The sequence below is a fragment of the Streptomyces sp. NPDC098789 genome (genome assembly GCF_044759975.1).
Lineage (GTDB): Bacteria > Actinomycetota > Actinomycetes > Streptomycetales > Streptomycetaceae > Streptomyces.
Genome location: NZ_JBIWAJ010000016.1, coordinates 81,917 through 100,379 on the forward strand (window position 1 = coordinate 81,917; position 18,463 = coordinate 100,379).

The following is an 18,463-nucleotide window of genomic DNA, read 5'->3' on the forward strand; positions in this document are numbered from 1 at the left end:
GGTCGTTGGACCCGGGTGGGGTCCGCGGATGACTGTAAATCGCTGATCGATGATCGATCAAATGAAAGTGGCGAAAAAATGGCCATGTGACAAAAGTCGGCACCGGGTGCCATGAATCAAGGCACCCGGTGCCGGGCAAATCAGGTCAATTCAGGCGCGCGGAGCGCACCCCAGGACGTGCCGCTTCACCAGCAGACCGATCTCGGGGTCGCGGTTGCGGAAGGCCTCGACGAGCGAGGCGTGCTCCTCGGCGTACGACTTCTGCACGGTTCCCAGCCAACGGATCGACAGGGCCGTGAACACCTCGATGCCCAGGCTCTCCCAGGTGTGCAGCAGCACGCTGTTCCCGGCGGCCCGCACCAGCTCCCGGTGGAAGCCCACGGTGTGCCGCACCTGCGCCGTGCCGTCCTCGCTGCGGTCGGCCTCCCACAGGGCCGCCACGTGCGGCTCCAGGGCCGTGCAGTCGGCCGCCAGGCGGGGCGCCGCCAGCTCCGCGGCGATCTGCTCCAGGCCCGCGCGGACCGGGTAGATCTCCTCCAGGTCGGTCGCGGAGAGGTTGCGCACCCGCACGCCCTTGTTCGGCGCCGACTCGATCAGCCGCAGGGTCTCCAGCTCGCGCAGGGCCTCGCGCACCGGCGTCTGGCTGACCTCCAGCTCGACGGCGATCCGGCGCTCCACGATCCGCTCGCCGGGCTTCCAGCGCCCGCTGACGATCCCCTCCACGATGTGCTCGCGGATCTGCTCGCGCAGCGAGTGCACCACGGGTGGCGTGATCATCGGGTCTTCATCTCCTGATCGGTGTACAGGGCCGTGCGGACCGGACTCGGACCGGACTCGGACCGGACTCGGGCCGCCCGAGGGGGGAGCCGCCCGATGCCCTAGAGAATACGGCGGCGCCCCCGCCCGGAAGTATTCCGGACGGGGGCGCCGACGGTGAGGCTCGTTACAACAGCGGTGCTGCTAGAGGCCGAGCTCGACCTCGAACTCGCCGGCCTCCAGGATCGCCTTCACGGCCGAGAGGTACCGGGCCGCGTCCGCGCCGTCCACCAGACGGTGGTCGTAGGACAGGGTCAGGTACGTCATGTCGCGGATGCCGATGTTCGTGCCCTCGGCGGTCTCGATGACCACCGGGCGCTTGACCGTGGCACCGATGCCCAGGATGGCGACCTGGTTCGGCGGCACGATGACGGTGTCGAACAGCGCACCGCGCGAGCCGGTGTTGCTGATGGTGAAGGTCGCGCCCGACAGCTCGTCCGGCGTGATCTTGTTGCCGCGGACCTTGGCGGCCAGCGAGGCGGTCGCCTTGGAGATGCCCGCCAGGTTGAGGTCACCGGCACCCTTGATGACCGGGGTCATCAGGCCCTTCTCGGAGTCCACGGCGATGCCGATGTTCTCCGAGTCGAAGTAGGTGATCGTGCCCTCGTCCTCGTTGATCCGGGCGTTGACGACCGCGTGGGCCTTCAGCGCCTGGGCCGCGGCCTTGACGAAGAACGGCATCGGCGAGAGCTTGACGCCCTCACGGGCCAGGAACGAGTCCTTGGCCTGGCCGCGCAGCTTCATGATCTTGGTGATGTCCACCTCGACCACGGAGCTGAGCTGCGCCTGCGAGTGCAGCGCCTTCATCATGTTGTCGCCGATGACCTTGCGCATGCGGGTCATCTTGACGGTCTGACCGCGCAGCTCCGAGACGGCGGCCGGGGCGGCGGCCTTCGGAGCGGCGGCAGCGGCGGCCGGAGCCGGCGCGGCGGCGGCCTTGGCGGCCTCGGCGGCGGCCAGGACGTCCTGCTTGCGGATGCGGCCACCGACACCGGTGCCCGTCACGGCGGACAGGTTGACGCCGGACTCCGAGGCGAGCTTGCGCACCAGCGGGGTCACGTACGCGCCCTCGTCACCGGCGGAGACCGGCGCGACCGGGGCGACGGGCGCCGGAGTCGCGACCGGAGCCGGAGCGGCGACGGGGGCCGGAGCGGCCGGGGCGACCGGAGCCGGGGCCTGGACGACCGGGGCCGGAGCGGCGACCGGAGCCGGAGCGGCGACCGGGGCCGGAGCGGCGACCGGGGCCGGAGCGGCGACCGGGGCCGGAGCCGCGACCGGAGCCGGAGCGGCGGCGGCCGGAGCGGCCGCGGGAGCCGCGCCCGCCACGCCGATGACGGCCAGGCGAGCGCCGACCTCGGCGTTCTCGTCCTCGGCGACCAGGATCTCCAGCAGGGTGCCCGAGACGGGCGCCGGGATCTCGGTGTCGACCTTGTCGGTGGAGACCTCCAGCAGCGGCTCGTCGGCCTCGACCGACTCACCGACCTGCTTCAGCCAACGGGTGACGGTGCCCTCGGTGACGGACTCGCCCAGGGCGGGGAGCACGACGTCGGTGCCGGACGCGGGGGCCGCGGCGGCGGGGGCGGGGGTCTCGGCCACGGGGGCCGGAGCCGCCGGGGCCTCGGCGACCGGAGCCGGGGCCGCGGGGGCCTCGGCGACGGCCGGCTCTGCGGCGGGGGCCGCGGCCGGAGCCGGGGCGCCGCTGCCGTCGTCGATGACGGCCAGCTCGGCGCCGACCTCGACGGTCTCGTCCTCGGCCACCTTGATGGAGGCCAGGATGCCGGAGACGGGGGAGGGGATCTCGGTGTCGACCTTGTCGGTCGAGACCTCGAGCAACGGCTCGTCGGCCTCGACGCGCTCGCCCTCGGCCTTCAGCCAGCGGGTGACGGTGCCCTCGGTGACGCTCTCACCGAGCGCCGGAAGGGTTACGGAAACCGACATGGTTTCAGTTGCTCCTAACGGAAAGTGCGGAAGTGGTCGTCGCGCCCGTGACTGTGGATTAGTCGTGGGAGTGAAGCGGCTTGCCGGCCAGGGCCAGGTGGGCCTCGCCGAGCGCTTCATTCTGGGTCGGGTGCGCGTGGATGAGCTGCGCGACCTCGGCCGGCAGAGCCTCCCAGTTGTAAATCAGCTGGGCCTCGCCGACCTGCTCGCCCATCCGGTCGCCGACCATGTGGACGCCGACCACGGCACCGTCCTTGACCTGGACGAGCTTGATCTCGCCCGCGGTCTTCAGGATCTTGCTCTTGCCGTTGCCCGCCAGGTTGTACTTGAGGGCGACGACCTTGTCCGCGCCGTAGATCTCCTTGGCCTTGGCCTCGGTGATGCCGACGGACGCGACCTCGGGGTGGCAGTACGTGACGCGCGGGACGCCGTCGTAGTCGATCGGGACGGTCTTGAGACCGGCCAGACGCTCCGCCACCAGGATGCCCTCGGCGAAGCCGACGTGCGCGAGCTGGAGGGTCGGGACGAGGTCACCGACGGCCGAGATGGTCGGCACGTTGGTCTGCATGTACTCGTCGACCAGGACGTAGCCGCGGTCCATCGCGACGCCCTGCTCCTCGTAGCCCAGGCCCTGCGAGACCGGGCCGCGACCGATGGCGACCAGCAGCACCTCGGCGTCGAAGGTCTTGCCGTCGGCCAGCGTGACGCGCACGCCGGTCTCGGTGTACTCGGCCTTCTGGAAGAAGGTGCCGAGGTTGAACTTGATGCCGCGCTTGCGGAACGCGCGCTCCAGGATCTTCGAGCTGTTCTCGTCCTCGACCGGGACGAGGTGCTTGAGGCCCTCGACGACGGTGACGTCGGTGCCGAAGGACTTCCACGCCGAGGCGAACTCGACGCCGATGACGCCGCCGCCCAGGATGATCGCGGACTCGGGCACGCGGTCCAGGACCAGCGCGTGGTCCGAGGAGATGATGCGGTTGCCGTCGATCTCCAGGCCCGGCAGCGACTTCGGCACGGAGCCGGTCGCCAGCAGGACGTGGCGGCCCTGGACGCGCTGGCCGTTCACGTCGACGGAAGTCGGGGAGGAGAGGCGGCCCTCTCCCTCGATGTAGGTCACCTTGCGCGAGGCGACCAGGCCCTGCAGACCCTTGTACAGGCCCGAGATGACCTCGTCCTTGTACTTGTGGACACCGGCGATGTCGATGCCCTCGAAGGTGGCCTTGACACCGAACTGGCCCGCTTCGCGAGCCTGGTCAGCGACCTCGCCCGCGTGCAGCAGAGCCTTCGTGGGGATACATCCGTTGTGCAGGCAGGTGCCACCGAGCTTGTTCTTCTCGATCAGGGCAACGTCGAGACCCAGCTGGGAGGCCCGCAGCGCCGCGGCGTAACCGCCACTGCCACCGCCGAGGATCACTAGGTCGAAAACGGTGCTGGCGTCGTTCGCCACGTCACGTCCTCCATGCATGTGCGCCGGGCGCCGGTCCTCTGGGACCGGGCGGCGGCTGGTAATCGGCCGCTTTTCTTCGGCCCTGTGGTGGGGGCCCTGTCCTGCCGAGAACCCATCTTCGCATTTGTCGGGGGAACACGGGACGCCGGGCCCGGGGTGGGACGGGGCGTTCCGCCCGAACCGACGGTTACCGAGGCGTAGAAACCTACGGAGCGCAGCGGATTTTCGTCGAGAGTGAACAGGGCGGAGGTGAACGCCGGGCGAAGAGCGCCCCCGGGACCTCGATCAGGTCCCGGGGGCGCGTCCTCACCATCCGTTCACCAGGGGTGAGCGGTGCGTCAGCCCAGGTCGCCCGTGGCCGTGCGCTCGGCCAGCCGCACCAGGGTGCGGACGGCGGAGCCGGTGCCGCCCTTGGGGGTGTAGCCGTACGGGGCGCCCTCGTGGAAGGCGGGACCCGCGATGTCCAGGTGCGCCCAGGTGATGCCCTCGCCCACGAACTCCTGGAGGAAGAGGCCGGCCACCAGGCCGCCGCCCATGCGCTCGCCCATGTTGGCGATGTCGGCGGTGGGGGAGTCCATGCCCTTGCGCAGGTCGGCGGGGAGCGGCATCGGCCAGGAGGCCTCGCCGACCTCCTCGGCGATCTCGTGGATCGAGGTGCGGAAGGCGTCGTCGTTGGCCATGATGCCGAAGGTCCGGTTGCCCAGGGCCAGCACCATCGCGCCGGTCAGGGTCGCGACGTCGACGATCGCGTCCGGGTTGTCCTCGGAGGCCTTGGTCAGCGCGTCGCCCAGGACCAGGCGGCCCTCGGCGTCCGTGTTGAGGACCTCGACGGTCTTGCCGCTGTACATGCGCAGCACGTCACCGGGGCGGGTGGCGGTGCCGGAGGGCATGTTCTCGGCGAGCGCGAGCCAACCGGTGACGTTGACCTGGAGGCCCAGCTTGGCGGCCGCGACGACGGCGGCGAACACGGCGGCGGCGCCGGACATGTCGCACTTCATCGTCTCGTTGTGGCCGGCCGGCTTCAGCGAGATGCCGCCCGAGTCGTAGGTGATGCCCTTGCCGACGAAGGCGAGGGTCTTCTCCGCCTTGGCGTGGGTGTAGGAGAGCTTCACCAGGCGCGGCGGGTTCGCGGAGCCCTGGCCGACGCCCATGATGCCGCCGTAGCCGCCCTTGAGGAGCGCCTTCTCGTCCAGCACCTGGACCTTGATGCCGTTCTCCTTCGCGGCCGCGGAGGCGACCGCGGCGAAGGCCTCGGGGGTGAGGTCGTTCGGCGGGGTGTTGATCAGGTCACGGGCGACGTTGACCTCGGCGGCCACGACCGCGGCGCGCTCGGCCGCGGCCTTGTGCTCCTTGTCGCGGGGCTTGGCGCCGAGCAGCGCGATCTCGGCGAGGGGCTGCTTGGGACCGGAGCCCTTCGCGCCCTTCTTCTCGCCGCCCTGGTACGCGGTGAAGGCGTACGCGCCCAGCAGCGCGCCCTCGGCGACCGCGGTCACGGCGGAGGCGTCGTCCAGGGGCAGCGCGAAGGCGGCCTTCTTGGTGCCGTGCAGCGCGCGCGCCGCGGCGCCGGAAGCGCGGCGCAGCGCCTCCTCGTCGTAGGACTCGTCCGTGTCCGGGACCGAGCCGAGCCCGACCGCCAGCACGACCGGGACCTTCAGGCCGGCCGGGGCGGGCAGCTTGGTGATCTCGCCTTCGGCGCCGGAGGCACCGAGGGCTTCGAGCACGGTGCCCAGCTTTCCGTCGAACGCCTTGTCCACGGCCTCGGCGCCGGCGGCGACTACGGGGCCCTTGGGGCCCTTCGCCACGCCGACCACGAGGGCGTCGGCGCGCAGCGTCGCAGCGCCGGCAGTGCTGAGAGTCAGAGCAGTCACGGTGGTGAAGTCTCGCTTCCGTCTATGTGGTGTGGGGCTGCGGTCGGGTCGGGGTCGCCGGCCGTTCCGGCAGCGATCGTATTCCGGCTCGGCGGCCGCCAGAAATGAGCCTACGCGTACGCACTCGTCCGTACGCCACTCGAAGGTTTGGCAAGTTGTTCGATCAAGGCGCTGGACGGTTCACCCATCTGTGGCCTGTGTTACAGGTTTGCCGATTAGACCTGACGAGGTCCGAGAGACTCGAGCCACTCTCGCAAGGGGACGCGGGGTCCCTTTGCATGATTTCCACAGAGCCTCCTCGATTCGGCCGTCCGCCATGGCCGTGGTCGTGGGGAGCCTGCGGGGGGAAAGGCCGAAATGGTCAACAAGAACCGGATGAACAGGGTTGCCGCCGCCATGGCTGCGACCGCCCTGATGTCCGTCGTAGTACCCGCCGCGACCGCCCAGGCGGCCACGGCACCACGGATCGACCTGAAGGTGCTGGTCGTCGACGACGGCGGCAGCTCCGTCCAGGCGATCACCGCGGAACTCACCAGCACCGGGGTTCCGTTCACCCGCGTCGACCTGGGCAGCAGCAGCCGCCCGGTGATCAACGCGGCGTACCTCGCCGATACGGTCGACGGCCGCCCGCGCGCCAAGTTCCAGGGGGTGGTGCTGCCGAACGAGAACCCGTTCGGAGCGGGCTCGGCCGAAATGACCGCGCTCAGCGCCTACGAGACGACGTACGGCATCCGCCAGGTGGACGCCTACACCTGGGCGCACCCGGAGGTCGGTCTGGAGTACACGGACAACGGCGGTTACGGCGGGACGCTCGACGGCACCCAGGCGGCCGTCACGACGGCCGGCAAGGCCGGTCCCTTCGGGTACCTGGGGGGCCAGGTCGCCTTCGAGGACAACTCGCCGCTGATCCCCGAGAGCTACGGCTTCATGGCCAAGCCGCGGGCCGGCTACACCAGTTACCTCGACGCCCCGGTCGGCTCCGGGCGGGCCTCGCTCCTCGGCGAGTACGCCCACGACGGGCGCAAGGAACTGGTGGTCACCTTCGGGTACAACCAGTACCAGCAGCAGTTCCGGCTGCTGGCCCGGGGCATCGTCGAGTGGCTCACCCAGGGCGTGCACCTCGGCCAGAGCCGGAGCTACTTCGCGGTCCACGTCGACGACGTGCTGGCACCGGACGCGCGCTGGAGCAAGGACCTCAACTGCACGCCGGGCGACTACGCCTGTGCGGGCGGCGCGGGCCAGGAGAGCACCATCCGGATGACCGCCGCCGACGCGCAGTACCTCGCGCAGTGGCAGACGAGCAAGAGCTTCAAGCTCGACATGGTCTTCAACGCCGGCGCGGGCGAGGAGTGGAAGAGCGAGCACGCGGGCGCCGACCCGCTCGCCACCCAGCTGATCGCGGACAAGGCGAAGTACCGCTGGGTGAACCACACCTACACGCACCTCTTCCTCGGGTGCCTGCAGAACGTCGACACCAACCCCTGGACCTGCAGGACCACCGCCCAGGGCGCGATCCAGTGGACCACCCGGGCCGACATCTCCAAGCAGATCAGCGACAACAACAACTGGGCCGCGTCCAAGGGCATCACCACCGACCGCTCCGAGCTGGTCACCGGCGAGCACTCGGGCCTCAAGGTGGCGCCCCAGCAGCCCGTGGACAACCCCAACCTGGCCGGGGCGCTCGCCGACAACGGCGTGAAGTGGACCGCGAGCGACAACTCCCGCGAGCCGGAGATGCGGGCCGTCGGCGCCGCCCAGACCGTCCCCCGGTACCCGATGAACGTGTACTACAACACGGGCACCAACGCGGAGATGGCCGACGAGTACAACTGGATCTACACCAGCCGTGCCGACGGCGGCAGCGGCCTGTGCGAGGACAACCCGGCGACCTCGACCTGCCTGCCGGCCCCCCTCGACGCGAACACCGGCTTCCTGAACTACATCGTTCCCCAGGAGACCCGGACCGCCCTGCGGCACGTGCTCTCCAACGACCCCCGGCCGCACTACGTCCACCAGGCCAACCTCGCCGAGGACCGCACCCTCTACCCGGTGCTCAACCAGGTCCTGGACACCTACCGGACCCTGTACGCGCCCAGCACCCCGATCGTGAACCAGAGCCAGAAGGACTCCGGCGTCGAGCTGGGCCGCCGGACCGCCTGGGCCAAGGCGATCGCCGCGGGCCAGGTCACCGCCTACCGCATCGGCACCGACGTGACGGTCAAGGCCCCCAGCGGGGTCGTCGCGCCGGTCACCGTCCCCGAAGGCACGAAGAAGCAGCTGCTGCTCGGCACCTCCGTCTTCGGCACCGCCTACGCGGGCAACCGGTCCGACTGGACCGCGCCGGAGGCCCTCCAGTCCGCGGTGACGCTCAAGCTGCCCAGCTGAACCGTTCCGGCCGGCTGAACCGCTCCGGCCGCTCGGTCCGGCCCACCCGGCCGGACCGGCCCGCCCAGCCGACCTGCCACGGCTGAACGGCGCCCGCACGACACGCGGCACGCACCACGCGACAAGCACGCAGCACGCCGCACGCAGCACGCAGCACGCAGCACACGACAAGCACGCCGCACCACAGCGCCGGCGCTCCGCGAACCCACGGGCGCCGGCCCCTTTTCCGTCCTGGGGGGACACACCGCATGAGCCATGGGCGTCATGTCACCATGCTCACCGAAGGCACCTATCCGCACGTCCACGGGGGCGTCAGCACCTGGTGCGACCAGCTCGTCCGGGGGATGCCGGAGGTGGACTTCAACGTCATAGCCCTCACCGGCTCCGGTCGCGAGCCGGTCACCTGGGAACTGCCGCGCAACGTCTACCGGCACACCGCCGTACCGCTCTGGGGCCAGACCCCCGTCCGCGGCCGCCACTGGGCCCCGCGGGGCAAGGGCCACCGCCGTTTCACCGAGACCTACGAACAGTTCCTGCTCTCCCTGCTCGATCCCGGACCCGGCCCCGGCAACGCCGCCTTCTCCGCCGCCCTGCGCGAACTCGCCGTGCACGCCCGGGCCGGCCGGCTCACCACGGCCCTGCGCTCCGAATCCGTCCTGCGCACGCTCATGACCGTGTGGACCCGCCCGGAGCTGCCCACCGCGGGCGCCGCCCCCACCATCCACGACGCGCTCACCGCGACCGACCTGCTGGAACACGCGCTGCGCCCGCTCGCCGTCCGGATCCCGCCCGACAGCGTCGCGCACGCCGTCAGCAGCGGCCTCGCCACCCTCCCGGCGCTCGCCGCCAAACGCCTGGACGGGGTCCCGTTCCTGCTCACCGAGCACGGCATCTACCTGCGCGAGCGCTACCTCGGCTACCGCACCGCCGCCCAGAGCTGGCCCGTCAAGGCCCTGCTGCTCGCCTTCTACCGCGAGCTGAACGGCGAGGGGTACCGCCAGGCCGACCTGATCACCCCGTGCAACCAGTACAACCGGCGCTGGGAGGAGCGCGGCGGGGCGCCCTCCGAGAAGATCCGCACGGTCTACAACGGCGTCGACCCGCACGCCTTCCCCGACGCCGGACCCGAACCCGCGGTCCCCACCCTCAGCTGGTGCGGGCGCATCGACCCGATCAAGGACCTCGAAACCCTCATCCGCGCCTACGCGTTCATGCGCGAGGAGCTCCCCGCCCTGCGGCTGCGGCTCTTCGGGCCCGTCCCCGCGGGCTGCGAGGACTACCGGCTGAGCCTGGAGAAGCTCGCGGTCGAACTCGGGGTCACCGACGGGATCTCCTACGAGGGCCGCATCGACGACGTCGCCCGGGCGTACGCGGCGGGCAGCATCGTGATGCTCTCCAGCATCAGCGAGGGCTTCCCCTTCAGCATCATCGAGGCCATGTCCTGCGGGCGCACCACCGTCTCCACCGACGTCGGCGGGGTCCGCGAGGCCGTCGGCGACACCGGCCTCGTCGTACCGCCCCGCGAACCGGAGCTGATGGCCAAGGCCACCCTCGCGCTGCTGCGCGACGACGGCCGCCGCGCGGAGTTGGGCCGCAGGTCGCGCAAGCGGGTCGTGGAGAAGTTCACCCTCCACCGGTCCGTGGACGGCTTCCGGCACATCTACCGGGAGCTCGCCGGCCAGCCCGTGCTGCCCGTCCGCGCCGGCGACGACTGGACCCAGCGGCTCGCCGACCCCTGGTACCGCGAACTCGCGTCCGACGGGAGCCTGTGGTGAGCGGCTCCCTCTGGCTCAAGACCCCGGGCGGCGACACCCTGCCCGCGATCCCCCGGCCCCGGCGCGCCGGGGCGGGGGCGCCCGCCGGCGACCCGATGGAGGAACTCGCCGAGCGGCTGGCCCCCTTCATCGCGGCGGCCGTGCACCCCGACGAGATCGCCGCCGTCCTCGAATCCGACGGCATGACCGACGAGCACATCCGGCTCGCCTACGGCCGCCACGACTCCTTCGGCCTCGCCGAGGAGCTGTACGCCCGGGTGCCCCGGTCCTTCCCCGAACCCGCCGAGACCCCCGACCCCTGGAAGGTCTCCCTCACCGCCTGCCTGCTGCGCGGGCTGATCTTCGCCCTGCCCGGGCTCGCCTACGTCCTGGGCGCGCCCCTGTTGGAGGGGCCGCCCGACCGGCTCGGGCTGCCCGCCGGGACGCTGACCCTGCTCGCCGGGGCCCTGATCGGCTGGGTCTGGGACCAGACCCTGTCCCACCGCGCCTACTCCTGGCTGGGCCTGGGCGACCGGGCCGCCGCCGGGCGGACCCTGCTCGTCGGCGCCCCGGCGGGCGCCCTGCTGGGCGGTGCGGCGGCCCTGGCGGTGCCCGGCGGCCCCGCCTTCTCCTACGCCTTCGCCGCCGGGCAGGCGCTCTACGTCGGGGCCGCGACGGTCCTGCTCGTGCTCGGCCGGGAACGGCTGCTGCTGTGCGCGCTGGCGCCGATGGCGGTGGGCGCGGTGGTGTCGCTGGTCGTGGGGCTGGCGACGCCGCTGCGGGTGGCCCTGCTCCTGCTGTCGCTGCTCGGGGCCTGCACCCTGGCGCTGCGGGAGCTCCCGCTGGTCGAGGGGGTGCGGACGGCGGCCCGCCGGGTCCGCGACCGGCTCCGGCGGGGGCCCGGCGAGGGGACGGTCCGCTGGCGGATGCTGCGGGGCGCCGAGGAGGAGTTCGCGCCGCGCGGCCCCCGGCTCGGGGATTCGGTGCCCTTCGGTGTCTTCGGCCTGGGCACCGGCCTCCTCGTGCTCTACGCCGCCCTCGGAGAGGTGCTCGCGGGCGGCCCCGCCGAGGCGGTCGCGGCCCCCTCGGCGGTGGCCCTCACGCTCAGCATGGGCCCCGCCGAATGGCTGCTCCACCGCTTCCGCAGCGGCTCCCTCGCGGGGCTGCGGGCCGCCCGCTCGCCCCGGGCGTTCTGGGGGCGGATGGCGGCGACCCTGGCCGAGTGCCTGGCCTCGTACCTGACGGTGCTCCTCGCCCTGGGCATCGCCGGAACCCTGCTGTGGACCGGGGCGCCCGGGCTCACCGGGGTCCGGGTGGCGACCTTGCTGCTGCTCGGCACCGTGATGTGGACCGGGCTGCTGCTCCAGTCCTTCGGCGCGGTCCGGGCCGCCGCCGGGGTGTGCGCGAGCGCGGCCGGGGCGCAGAGCCTGGCCCTGCTGACCGGCTTCGGCCAGCCCCGGCTGGTCCAGCTGGTGGTGGCGGGGGCGGCGGCAGCGGCGCTGGCCGGGCTGGTCTGCGTACTCCTCGGCCGTGCCACGGCGCACCGCTGACCCGACCAGAGGGAAGTGAAGGAAGACATGTTGCTGGTGCCCCTGTACGAGCACCCCGCCGACCGGCCCGAGGCCTGGGAGGCCCTGATCCGCTCCGCGGGCCGGCTGCACTCGGTGGTGCTCAACCCCGACAGCGGTCCGGGCGCCGCTCCCGACGAGCGGTTCGCCGCGGTCGCGGAGCGGCTGCGCGCGGCGGGCGTGCCCGTCCTGGGCTACGCCGACACCGATTACGGACGGCGCCCGCACGCGGCCGTCGTCCAGGACCTGTTGCGCCACCGCGAGTGGTACGGAACGGACGGGGCCTTCCTCGACCAGGCGTCCGCCGAGGGGGACCAGCTGGCCCACTACCGGCGGCTCGCCGTCGCCTCCCGGGCCGCCGGTGCCCGTACGCTCGTACTCAACCACGGCGTGCACCCGCACCCCGGGTACGCCGAACTCGCCGACCTGCTGGTCACCTTCGAGGGTCCGTGGGACGCCTACCGGGACGCGGCGGCGGTCCCGCCGTGGACCGCCGACCATCCCGCCCAGCGGTTCTGCCACCTGGTGTACGCGGTCCCGCCGGGCGCCCCCGCGGCCGAACTGGCCGCGCAGCGCGGGGCGGCGGTGCACTGCGCGGTCCCGGGCACCGGGGCGCACCCGTGGGGGACCTTGCCGTACGCGTTGGAGGCCGCAGGATGAGGAGACCGCTGCTCTGGCTCGTGCTGCCGCTGCTGCTCCTCGCGGCCTGCACGGCGGGCTCGGACGACGACGGCGGGGACGGTGGGGACGGTCCCGGCCCGGGCCCGGCGCCCAGCCGGGCGCCGGGGGAGCGGTGGCAGCCGAAGCCGGGCCTCGGCTGGCAGTGGCAGCTCACCGGGAAGCTGGACACCTCGGTGGACGCGCCGGTCTACGACGTGGACGGGTTCACCACGACCAAGGAGCAGGTCGCGGGGCTGAAGAAGGACGGCCGGGAGGTCATCTGCTACCTGTCGACCGGCGCGTGGGAGGACTTCCGGCCGGACGAGGGGGACTTCCCCAAGGACATGCTCGGCAAGGGCAACGGCTGGGAAGGGGAGCGCTGGCTCGACGTCCGGCGGCTGACCGAGCTGGAACCGCTGATCGCCAAGCGCTTCGACATGTGCCGGGACAAGGGCTTCGACGCGGTGGAACCGGACAACATGGACGGCTACCGCAACGCGTCCGGCTTCCCGCTGACCGCCGAGGACCAGCTGCGCTACAACCGGCTGATCGCGAAGCTGGCGCACGACCGGGGGCTCGCGGTCGGCCTCAAGAACGACCTGGACCAGATCCCGCAGCTGGTGGGCGACTTCGACTTCGCGGTCAACGAGCAGTGCGCGCAGTACGGGGAGTGCGAGCGACTGAGCCCCTTCGTGGCGGCGGGCAAGGCGGTCTTCCACGTGGAGTACGAGCTGCCGCTCGGCCGGTTCTGCGCGCGCTCCAAGGAGCTGGGGATCAGCTCGCTGCAGAAGAAGTACGACCTGGACGCCTGGCGCAGGACCTGCTGAGCCGGCCCGGGGCCCCTCTCACATCGGCAGGATGACGTGCACCCGGTAGCCGCCCCCGTAGCGGGGCCCGGCGAAGCAGGAGCCGCCCAGCGCGCCCGCCCGCTCGCGCATGCCGAGCAGCCCGTGGCCGCCGCCCGGGTCCACGGGCTGCGGCGAGGGGTCCGCGCCGCTGCCGCCGTCGTCGAGCACGGTGACCTCGGCCGAGGCCCCGACCCGGACCACGCTCACCTCGGCGCGGGCGCCCGGCCCGGCGTGCTTGCGCACGTTCGTCAGCGCCTCCTGGATCACCCGGTACGCCACCAGGTCCACGGCGGCGGGCAGCGCGGGCTCGGGGTCCGGGCCCAGCTGGACGATCACGTCCACCGGCAGCCCGGCGTGTCGGAAGGTGTCCACCAGCGCGTCCAGCACGGCGAGTCCCGGCGCGGGCTCGGTCGGGGCCTCCGGGTCGCCGGACTGGCGCAGCAGCCCGACGGTGGCCCGCAGCTCGTTCAGTGCGGAGCGGCTGGCCTCGCGGACGTGCGCGAGGGCCTCCTTGGCCTGGTCGGGCCGCTTGTCCATGACGTGCGCGGCCACCCCCGCCTGCACGTTGACCAGTGCGATGTGGTGCGCCACCACGTCGTGCAGGTCACGGGCGATCCGCAGCCGCTCCTCGGCCACCCGGCGCCGGGCCTCCTCCTCGCGGGTGCGCTCCGCGCGCTCGGCCCGCTCGCGGATCGCGTCGATGAAGGCGCGCCGGCTGCGCACGGCGTCCCCGGCCGCCGCGGCCATCCCGGTCCAGGCGAACACCCCGAGGTTCTCCTGCGCGTACCAGGGCAGCGGCCCGGCGAGCATCGCCACGCCCGTCAGCGCGGCCATCGTGAGCAGGCCGACGCGCCAGGTCGTGGGCCGGTCGGTGCGGGAGGCCAGCGTGTACAGGGCGACCACCGCGCCCATCGCGACGGGCGCCCGCGGCTCCCCGGTGACCAGCTCGGTCAGGGTGAGCGCACTGGTCGCGGCCAGCACGGCGCGCGGGTGGCGGCGGCGCAGCACCAGGGCCGCCGCCGCCAGGACCATCAGGACCAGGGACAGCAGGTGGGGGACGCGGGTGCCGAAGGTGGGCTGCCCGTGCGGTCCGTGCGGGTCGGCGAAGGACCCGAGGAGCATCGTCGCGAACGCCCCGAGGGCGACCAGGGAATCGGTGACGAGGGGGTGCGCGCGCAGCCACTGCCGGGTGCCGGCCACGGACGGCCCGAAGGGTGTGGTCACGGGAACCTACGGTACGGCCTGCGGCCCGCCCGAAGCGGAACGGGCGGGCGGGGCCGGGGGCCTACGGCCCGGAGGGACGTTTCGCCGGTCCGGGCCCCACTTCGCGCGGACCAAGCACACCACCATCACGGCGGCGATGGCCGCCAGGTGTTCCTTGCCCGCCAGGTTGTTCTTCACGATCACCTCGATGATCATGACGGCGATCACCAGCCCCCCGGTGACGTACGCCCGGTAGCGCCAGCACACGAACACCGCGAGCCCGACCACCGCCGCCGACGGCCCGGTGTCGTTCACCACCCGGTCCGTCAGCGGCAGCCCGAAGGGGTGCTCGGGGCTCAGCGACAGCCCGATCCGCGCGTACGTCGTACCGGCCAGCGTGGCCACGTACCCGATCAGCAGCGTCCGCCACCAGCCGATGCAGATCTCCGCGATCCCGAACACCAGCAGCATCTGGGCCAGCGCGCCCCACACCGGCAGGTCGAGCGCGGGCACGAACAGCGACAACGGGGTGCGGATCAGGCCCAGCCACATGGGGTCGGCGGCCTTCACCGACCCGAGGTTCTGCACCGGCTGGAAGCCCCACGACTGGTTCTGCACGATCTGGAAGATCGAGGTCAGCGCGACCGCGCCGAGCGACATCGGGACCGCCCGCCACCTCTTGGCGACGAGCGTGTCCCGAACGGTCCAGTACAGGGGCCCCCACTCGCGGCGGGCGAACCGCCTCAGGGAGGCTGTGGTCGGCAGGGTCAACGGCGCGTCTCCAGGTGTCTGCGGTGCAGCCACTTCGGCAGGCCGGGAGCCTCCAGGAAGCCCTCGGCGCGGCCCGCGGCGATACCGATCCGCAGCAGGTCCGAACTCTTCTCGAAGAGCATGAACCGCGGTTCCCAGATCGGCCGGTATTTGGCGTTGGCCCGGTAGAGGGACTCGATCTGCCACCACCGCGAGAAGAAGCTGAGCAGCGAGCGCCACATCCGCAGCACCGGCCCCGCGCCGAGCTTGGATCCGCGCTCGAAGACGGAACGGAACATCGCGAAGTTCAGCGAGACCTGGGTGACCCCGATCTCCTTGGAACGCTCCAGGAGTTCGATGACCATGAACTCCATCAGGCCGTTCTCGGAATCCCGGTCACGGCGCATCAGGTCGAGCGAGAGGCCCTTGGGCCCCCACGGGACGAACGACAGCACGGCCCGCAGGTCGCCGTTGCCGTCGGTGCACTCCAGCATCACGCACTGGCCGTCCGCCGGATCACCCAGCCGGCCCAGCGCCATCGAGAAGCCGCGCTCGGTCGCACCGTCGCGCCAGTCGTCGGCCCGCCGGAGCAGGACGTCCATCTCGTCGGCCGGAATGTCCGCGTGCCGCCGGATCCGGACCTCGTACCCGGCCCGCTTGACCCGGTTGTAGGCCTGCCGGACGGTCCGCATCGCGCGGCCCTCCAGCGTGAAGTCGGCGGTCTCCACGATCGCCTCGTCGCCCAGCTCCAGGGCGTCCAGACCGTGCCGGGCGTAGATCGTGCCCGCTTCCTCGCTCGCACCCGTCACCGCGGGCACCCAGCCGTGCTCCCGGGCCTCGGCCAGCCACGGCTCGATCGCCCCGGGCCACGCCTCGGGGTCGCCGATCGGGTCGCCGGAGGCCAGCGAGACCCCGCCGATCACCCGGTAGGTGACCGCGGCCTTGCCGGTGGGCGACCAGATGACGCTCTTCTCCCGGCGCAGCGCGAAGTAGCCCAGCGAATCGCGGTCGCCCTGCTTGGCGAGCAGCGCGCGCAGCTGCTCCTCGTCGGCCTCGGTGATCGGATCCACCGCCCGGCGGGAACGGAAGGCGGCGAAGAGCACCGCCAGCAGCAGCACCGTCGACATCACGTTGATGAAGACGTCCACCCAGCCGGGCGTGGTGATCCCGCTCAGCGCCTGGTCGTCGGGGGCCAGGGTGACCAGCCGCATCGCGCCGTAGCGCCAGCGGGTCAGGAACGTCACCCCGGACTGGTCCGGAGCGTGGTTGGTCGCACCCACCAGCAGCGCCGCGATCAGCGAGGTCAGCAGCAGGCCCACGGCGCCGACCACGGTCGCGAGCTTCGGGTTCGAGCGGTCACCGCGCGCGTAGAACTCCTTGCGCCCCAGCAACAGCGCCCCGACGAAGGCGGCGGTCAGCGCCAGCGACACCCAGTTCTGGGTGTGTTGACGGAACTCGGGGTAGTACGAGGTGAAGGTCACCAGGGCGAAGGCGAGCAACAGCAGCCCGCTGAGCACCAGGTTGAGGATCCACGCGGCCCGCTTGCGGCGGCCCATCGTCACCGCGAGCAGCAGCGAGAACAGGCCGGACGCGAAACCGGCCGTGAGCAGGTACGGCGTGTAGAAGTCGGCGGTGTTGTGGTCGCGCAGGTCCTGCCCGAGCGAAAGCCACACCGCACTGAGGAAGTTGACGAAGGTGACGGCGCGCAGGTACCACACCGCGAACGCGGCACTGCGCCGTGATCGGGCGCTCCCCCTGCCGGTCTCCCGGCCGCCCCCCGATTTTCCGGCGTCCGCGCCGGAGTCTTTCCTGCCGCTCGGATCGCCGCCGGGTCCTCGGTCGGTGTTCCGGACGGAATCTGCGCTGGTCAAACGGACCTCTCCCATGGAAAGCGATGATATGGGGCCCGCCTTCCCCTGGAGCGTCGGAAGACCCCGGCCTGGTCAGGGCGCTGAGGTTTCCCGACCCCTTACTCCGGCAACGGACCGGGCGACGGCACGGCCTCTTCGGCCGGCCCGTCGGACCCGGTCGTCCGCTCCGGGAGGTCCGCCGCGAGCGCGGCGGCCGCCTGGACCAGGGGGAGGGCGAGCAACGCCCCGGTTCCTTCTCCCACGGAGACGCCGTGGTCGAGCACCGGGTTGAGTGCCATCCGGTCCAGTGCCTTCGCCTGTCCCGGCTCGCCGCTCGCCTGTCCCGCCAACCACCAGTCCGGGGCCCGGAAGGCGGCCCGCTGGGCCACCAGCCCGCAGGCCGCCGAGACGATCCCGTCGAGGATCACCGGCGTGCGCCGCACCGCGCACTGGAGCAGGAACCCGGTCATCGCGGCGACGTCCGCCCCGCCGACCGCCGCGAGCAGCGCCACCTGGTCCCCCAGGACCGGGCGGGCCCGGCGCAGCGCGTCACGGATCGCCGCGCACTTGCGCATCCAGGTCAGGTCGTCGATGGGCGCGCCACCGCGCCCGGTGACCACGGAGGCGTCCGTGCCGCACAGCGCGGCGACGAGGGTGGCGGCGACCGTGGTCCCGCCGACGCTGAGGTCACCGAGGACCACGAGGTCCGTACCGGAGTCGGCCTCCTCGTCGGCGATGGCGATGCCGAGGCGGATGGCGTCCCGGGCCTCCTCGACCGTCAGCGCGTCCTCGGTGTCGATGCGACCGCTGCCCCGCCGGACCCGGTGCTTGACCACGTCCTCGGGCAGCAGCCCCGGATCGCAGTCCAGGCCCGCGTCCACGACCCGCAGCCCCGCGCCGAAGCGGGCGGCCAGGATCGACACGGGGCTGTTCCCGTCGAGCACGGACCGCACCAGCAGGTGGGCGGAGGAGGCGGGGCGCGCCGAGACGCCCTGGGCCGCGATCCCGTGGTCGGCGGCGAACAGCACGACGCGCGGCCGCACGATCGGAGCGACCGGTACGCGGCCCTGCGCGGCCGCCAGCCACTCGGCGAGCTCGTCGAGCCGCCCGAGCGCCCCGGCGGGCACGGCCAGCCGTTCGCGGCGATCCTCGGCGTCACGCCGGACGCCCCCGTCGGGGCGCTCGATCAGATCGGAGAAGTCGTCGAGATTCAGCGTGGTCATCTGCCGAAGGGTACCCGTGCCCGCGCGCCGGTTCGTGCCCCGCCCGCCCGCGGGTCCGCGCCCCGCCCGGCGGCTCCGGCGGGCGGCCCCCGGGGGCCCTGGCCGAGACCTGACGGGGCCTTGGCCGAGACCTGACGGGACCTCGGCCGAGAC

General features: G+C 72.5%; 13 protein-coding genes. 5 read left to right on the plus strand and 8 right to left on the minus strand.

The window, feature by feature from the left end; translation table 11 throughout:
• Positions 1-150: 150 nt before the first annotated feature.
• The 4 genes from ACIQWR_RS28670 to ACIQWR_RS28685 all read right to left on the minus strand — a co-directional run bounded on the left by ACIQWR_RS28670 (position 151) and on the right by ACIQWR_RS28685 (position 6,069).
• Positions 151-774 carry a GntR family transcriptional regulator gene (locus tag ACIQWR_RS28670; RefSeq protein ID WP_404015607.1) on the minus strand — a complete coding sequence of 208 codons (624 nt, stop codon included), beginning with the start codon at positions 772-774 and terminating at the stop codon, positions 151-153.
• A 186-nt stretch (positions 775-960) separates the two neighbouring features.
• Entirely contained in the window at positions 961-2,754 is a 1,794-nt protein-coding gene (gene sucB / locus ACIQWR_RS28675; RefSeq protein WP_404015267.1) for a 2-oxoglutarate dehydrogenase, E2 component, dihydrolipoamide succinyltransferase, read from the minus strand.
• A 58-nt stretch (positions 2,755-2,812) separates the two neighbouring features.
• Entirely contained in the window at positions 2,813-4,201 is a 1,389-nt protein-coding gene (gene lpdA, locus ACIQWR_RS28680; protein WP_330330062.1) for a dihydrolipoyl dehydrogenase, read from the minus strand.
• Positions 4,202-4,539: 338 nt separating this feature from the next.
• A complete protein-coding gene (locus tag ACIQWR_RS28685; RefSeq protein ID WP_404015270.1) occupies positions 4,540-6,069 on the minus strand; it encodes a leucyl aminopeptidase in 1,530 nt (509 codons plus the stop codon).
• A gap of 396 nt (positions 6,070-6,465) precedes the next feature.
• Between ACIQWR_RS28685 and ACIQWR_RS28690 the strand changes: the two genes are divergently transcribed.
• The 5 genes from ACIQWR_RS28690 to ACIQWR_RS28710 all read left to right on the plus strand — a co-directional run bounded on the left by ACIQWR_RS28690 (position 6,466) and on the right by ACIQWR_RS28710 (position 13,263).
• Entirely contained in the window at positions 6,466-8,454 is a 1,989-nt protein-coding gene (locus ACIQWR_RS28690; RefSeq protein WP_404015273.1) for a hypothetical protein, read from the plus strand.
• Positions 8,455-8,702: 248 nt separating this feature from the next.
• The gene (gene pelF / locus ACIQWR_RS28695; RefSeq protein ID WP_404015276.1) at positions 8,703-10,229 is read left to right on the plus strand and encodes a GT4 family glycosyltransferase PelF; all 1,527 of its coding nucleotides are present in this window, start codon (positions 8,703-8,705) and stop codon (positions 10,227-10,229) included.
• The gene (locus ACIQWR_RS28700; protein ID WP_404015279.1) at positions 10,226-11,758 is read left to right on the plus strand and encodes a hypothetical protein; all 1,533 of its coding nucleotides are present in this window, start codon (positions 10,226-10,228) and stop codon (positions 11,756-11,758) included. The genes pelF and ACIQWR_RS28700 overlap by 4 nt, the downstream gene beginning before the upstream one ends.
• 27 nt (positions 11,759-11,785) lie before the next feature.
• Positions 11,786-12,436 carry a spherulation-specific family 4 protein gene (locus tag ACIQWR_RS28705; RefSeq protein ID WP_404015281.1) on the plus strand — a complete coding sequence of 217 codons (651 nt, stop codon included), beginning with the start codon at positions 11,786-11,788 and terminating at the stop codon, positions 12,434-12,436.
• Complete coding sequence (locus ACIQWR_RS28710) at positions 12,433-13,263, plus strand: endo alpha-1,4 polygalactosaminidase (RefSeq protein ID WP_404015284.1); 831 nt, start codon at positions 12,433-12,435, stop codon at positions 13,261-13,263. The genes ACIQWR_RS28705 and ACIQWR_RS28710 overlap by 4 nt, the downstream gene beginning before the upstream one ends.
• Positions 13,264-13,281: 18 nt before the next feature.
• Here ACIQWR_RS28710 and ACIQWR_RS28715 read toward each other — a convergent pair whose 3' ends face one another.
• The 4 genes from ACIQWR_RS28715 to cobT form a co-directional block, all read right to left on the minus strand.
• On the minus strand, positions 13,282-14,508 hold the full coding sequence (locus ACIQWR_RS28715) for a sensor histidine kinase (protein ID WP_404015287.1): 1,227 nt from the start codon (positions 14,506-14,508) through the stop codon (positions 13,282-13,284).
• Between the two features lie 6 nt (positions 14,509-14,514).
• Positions 14,515-15,252, minus strand: a complete 738-nt coding sequence (locus ACIQWR_RS28720; protein ID WP_404015610.1) for a hypothetical protein — start codon at positions 15,250-15,252, stop codon at positions 14,515-14,517.
• A gap of 2 nt (positions 15,253-15,254) precedes the next feature.
• Positions 15,255-17,123, minus strand: coding sequence for a phosphatidylglycerol lysyltransferase domain-containing protein (locus ACIQWR_RS28725; protein ID WP_404015290.1), 1,869 nt, complete (start codon positions 17,121-17,123; stop codon positions 15,255-15,257).
• An 83-nt stretch (positions 17,124-17,206) separates the two neighbouring features.
• Positions 17,207-18,310, minus strand: a complete 1,104-nt coding sequence (gene cobT, locus ACIQWR_RS28730) for a nicotinate-nucleotide--dimethylbenzimidazole phosphoribosyltransferase (protein WP_404015292.1) — start codon at positions 18,308-18,310, stop codon at positions 17,207-17,209.
• Between the last annotated feature and the right edge of the window lie 153 nt (positions 18,311-18,463).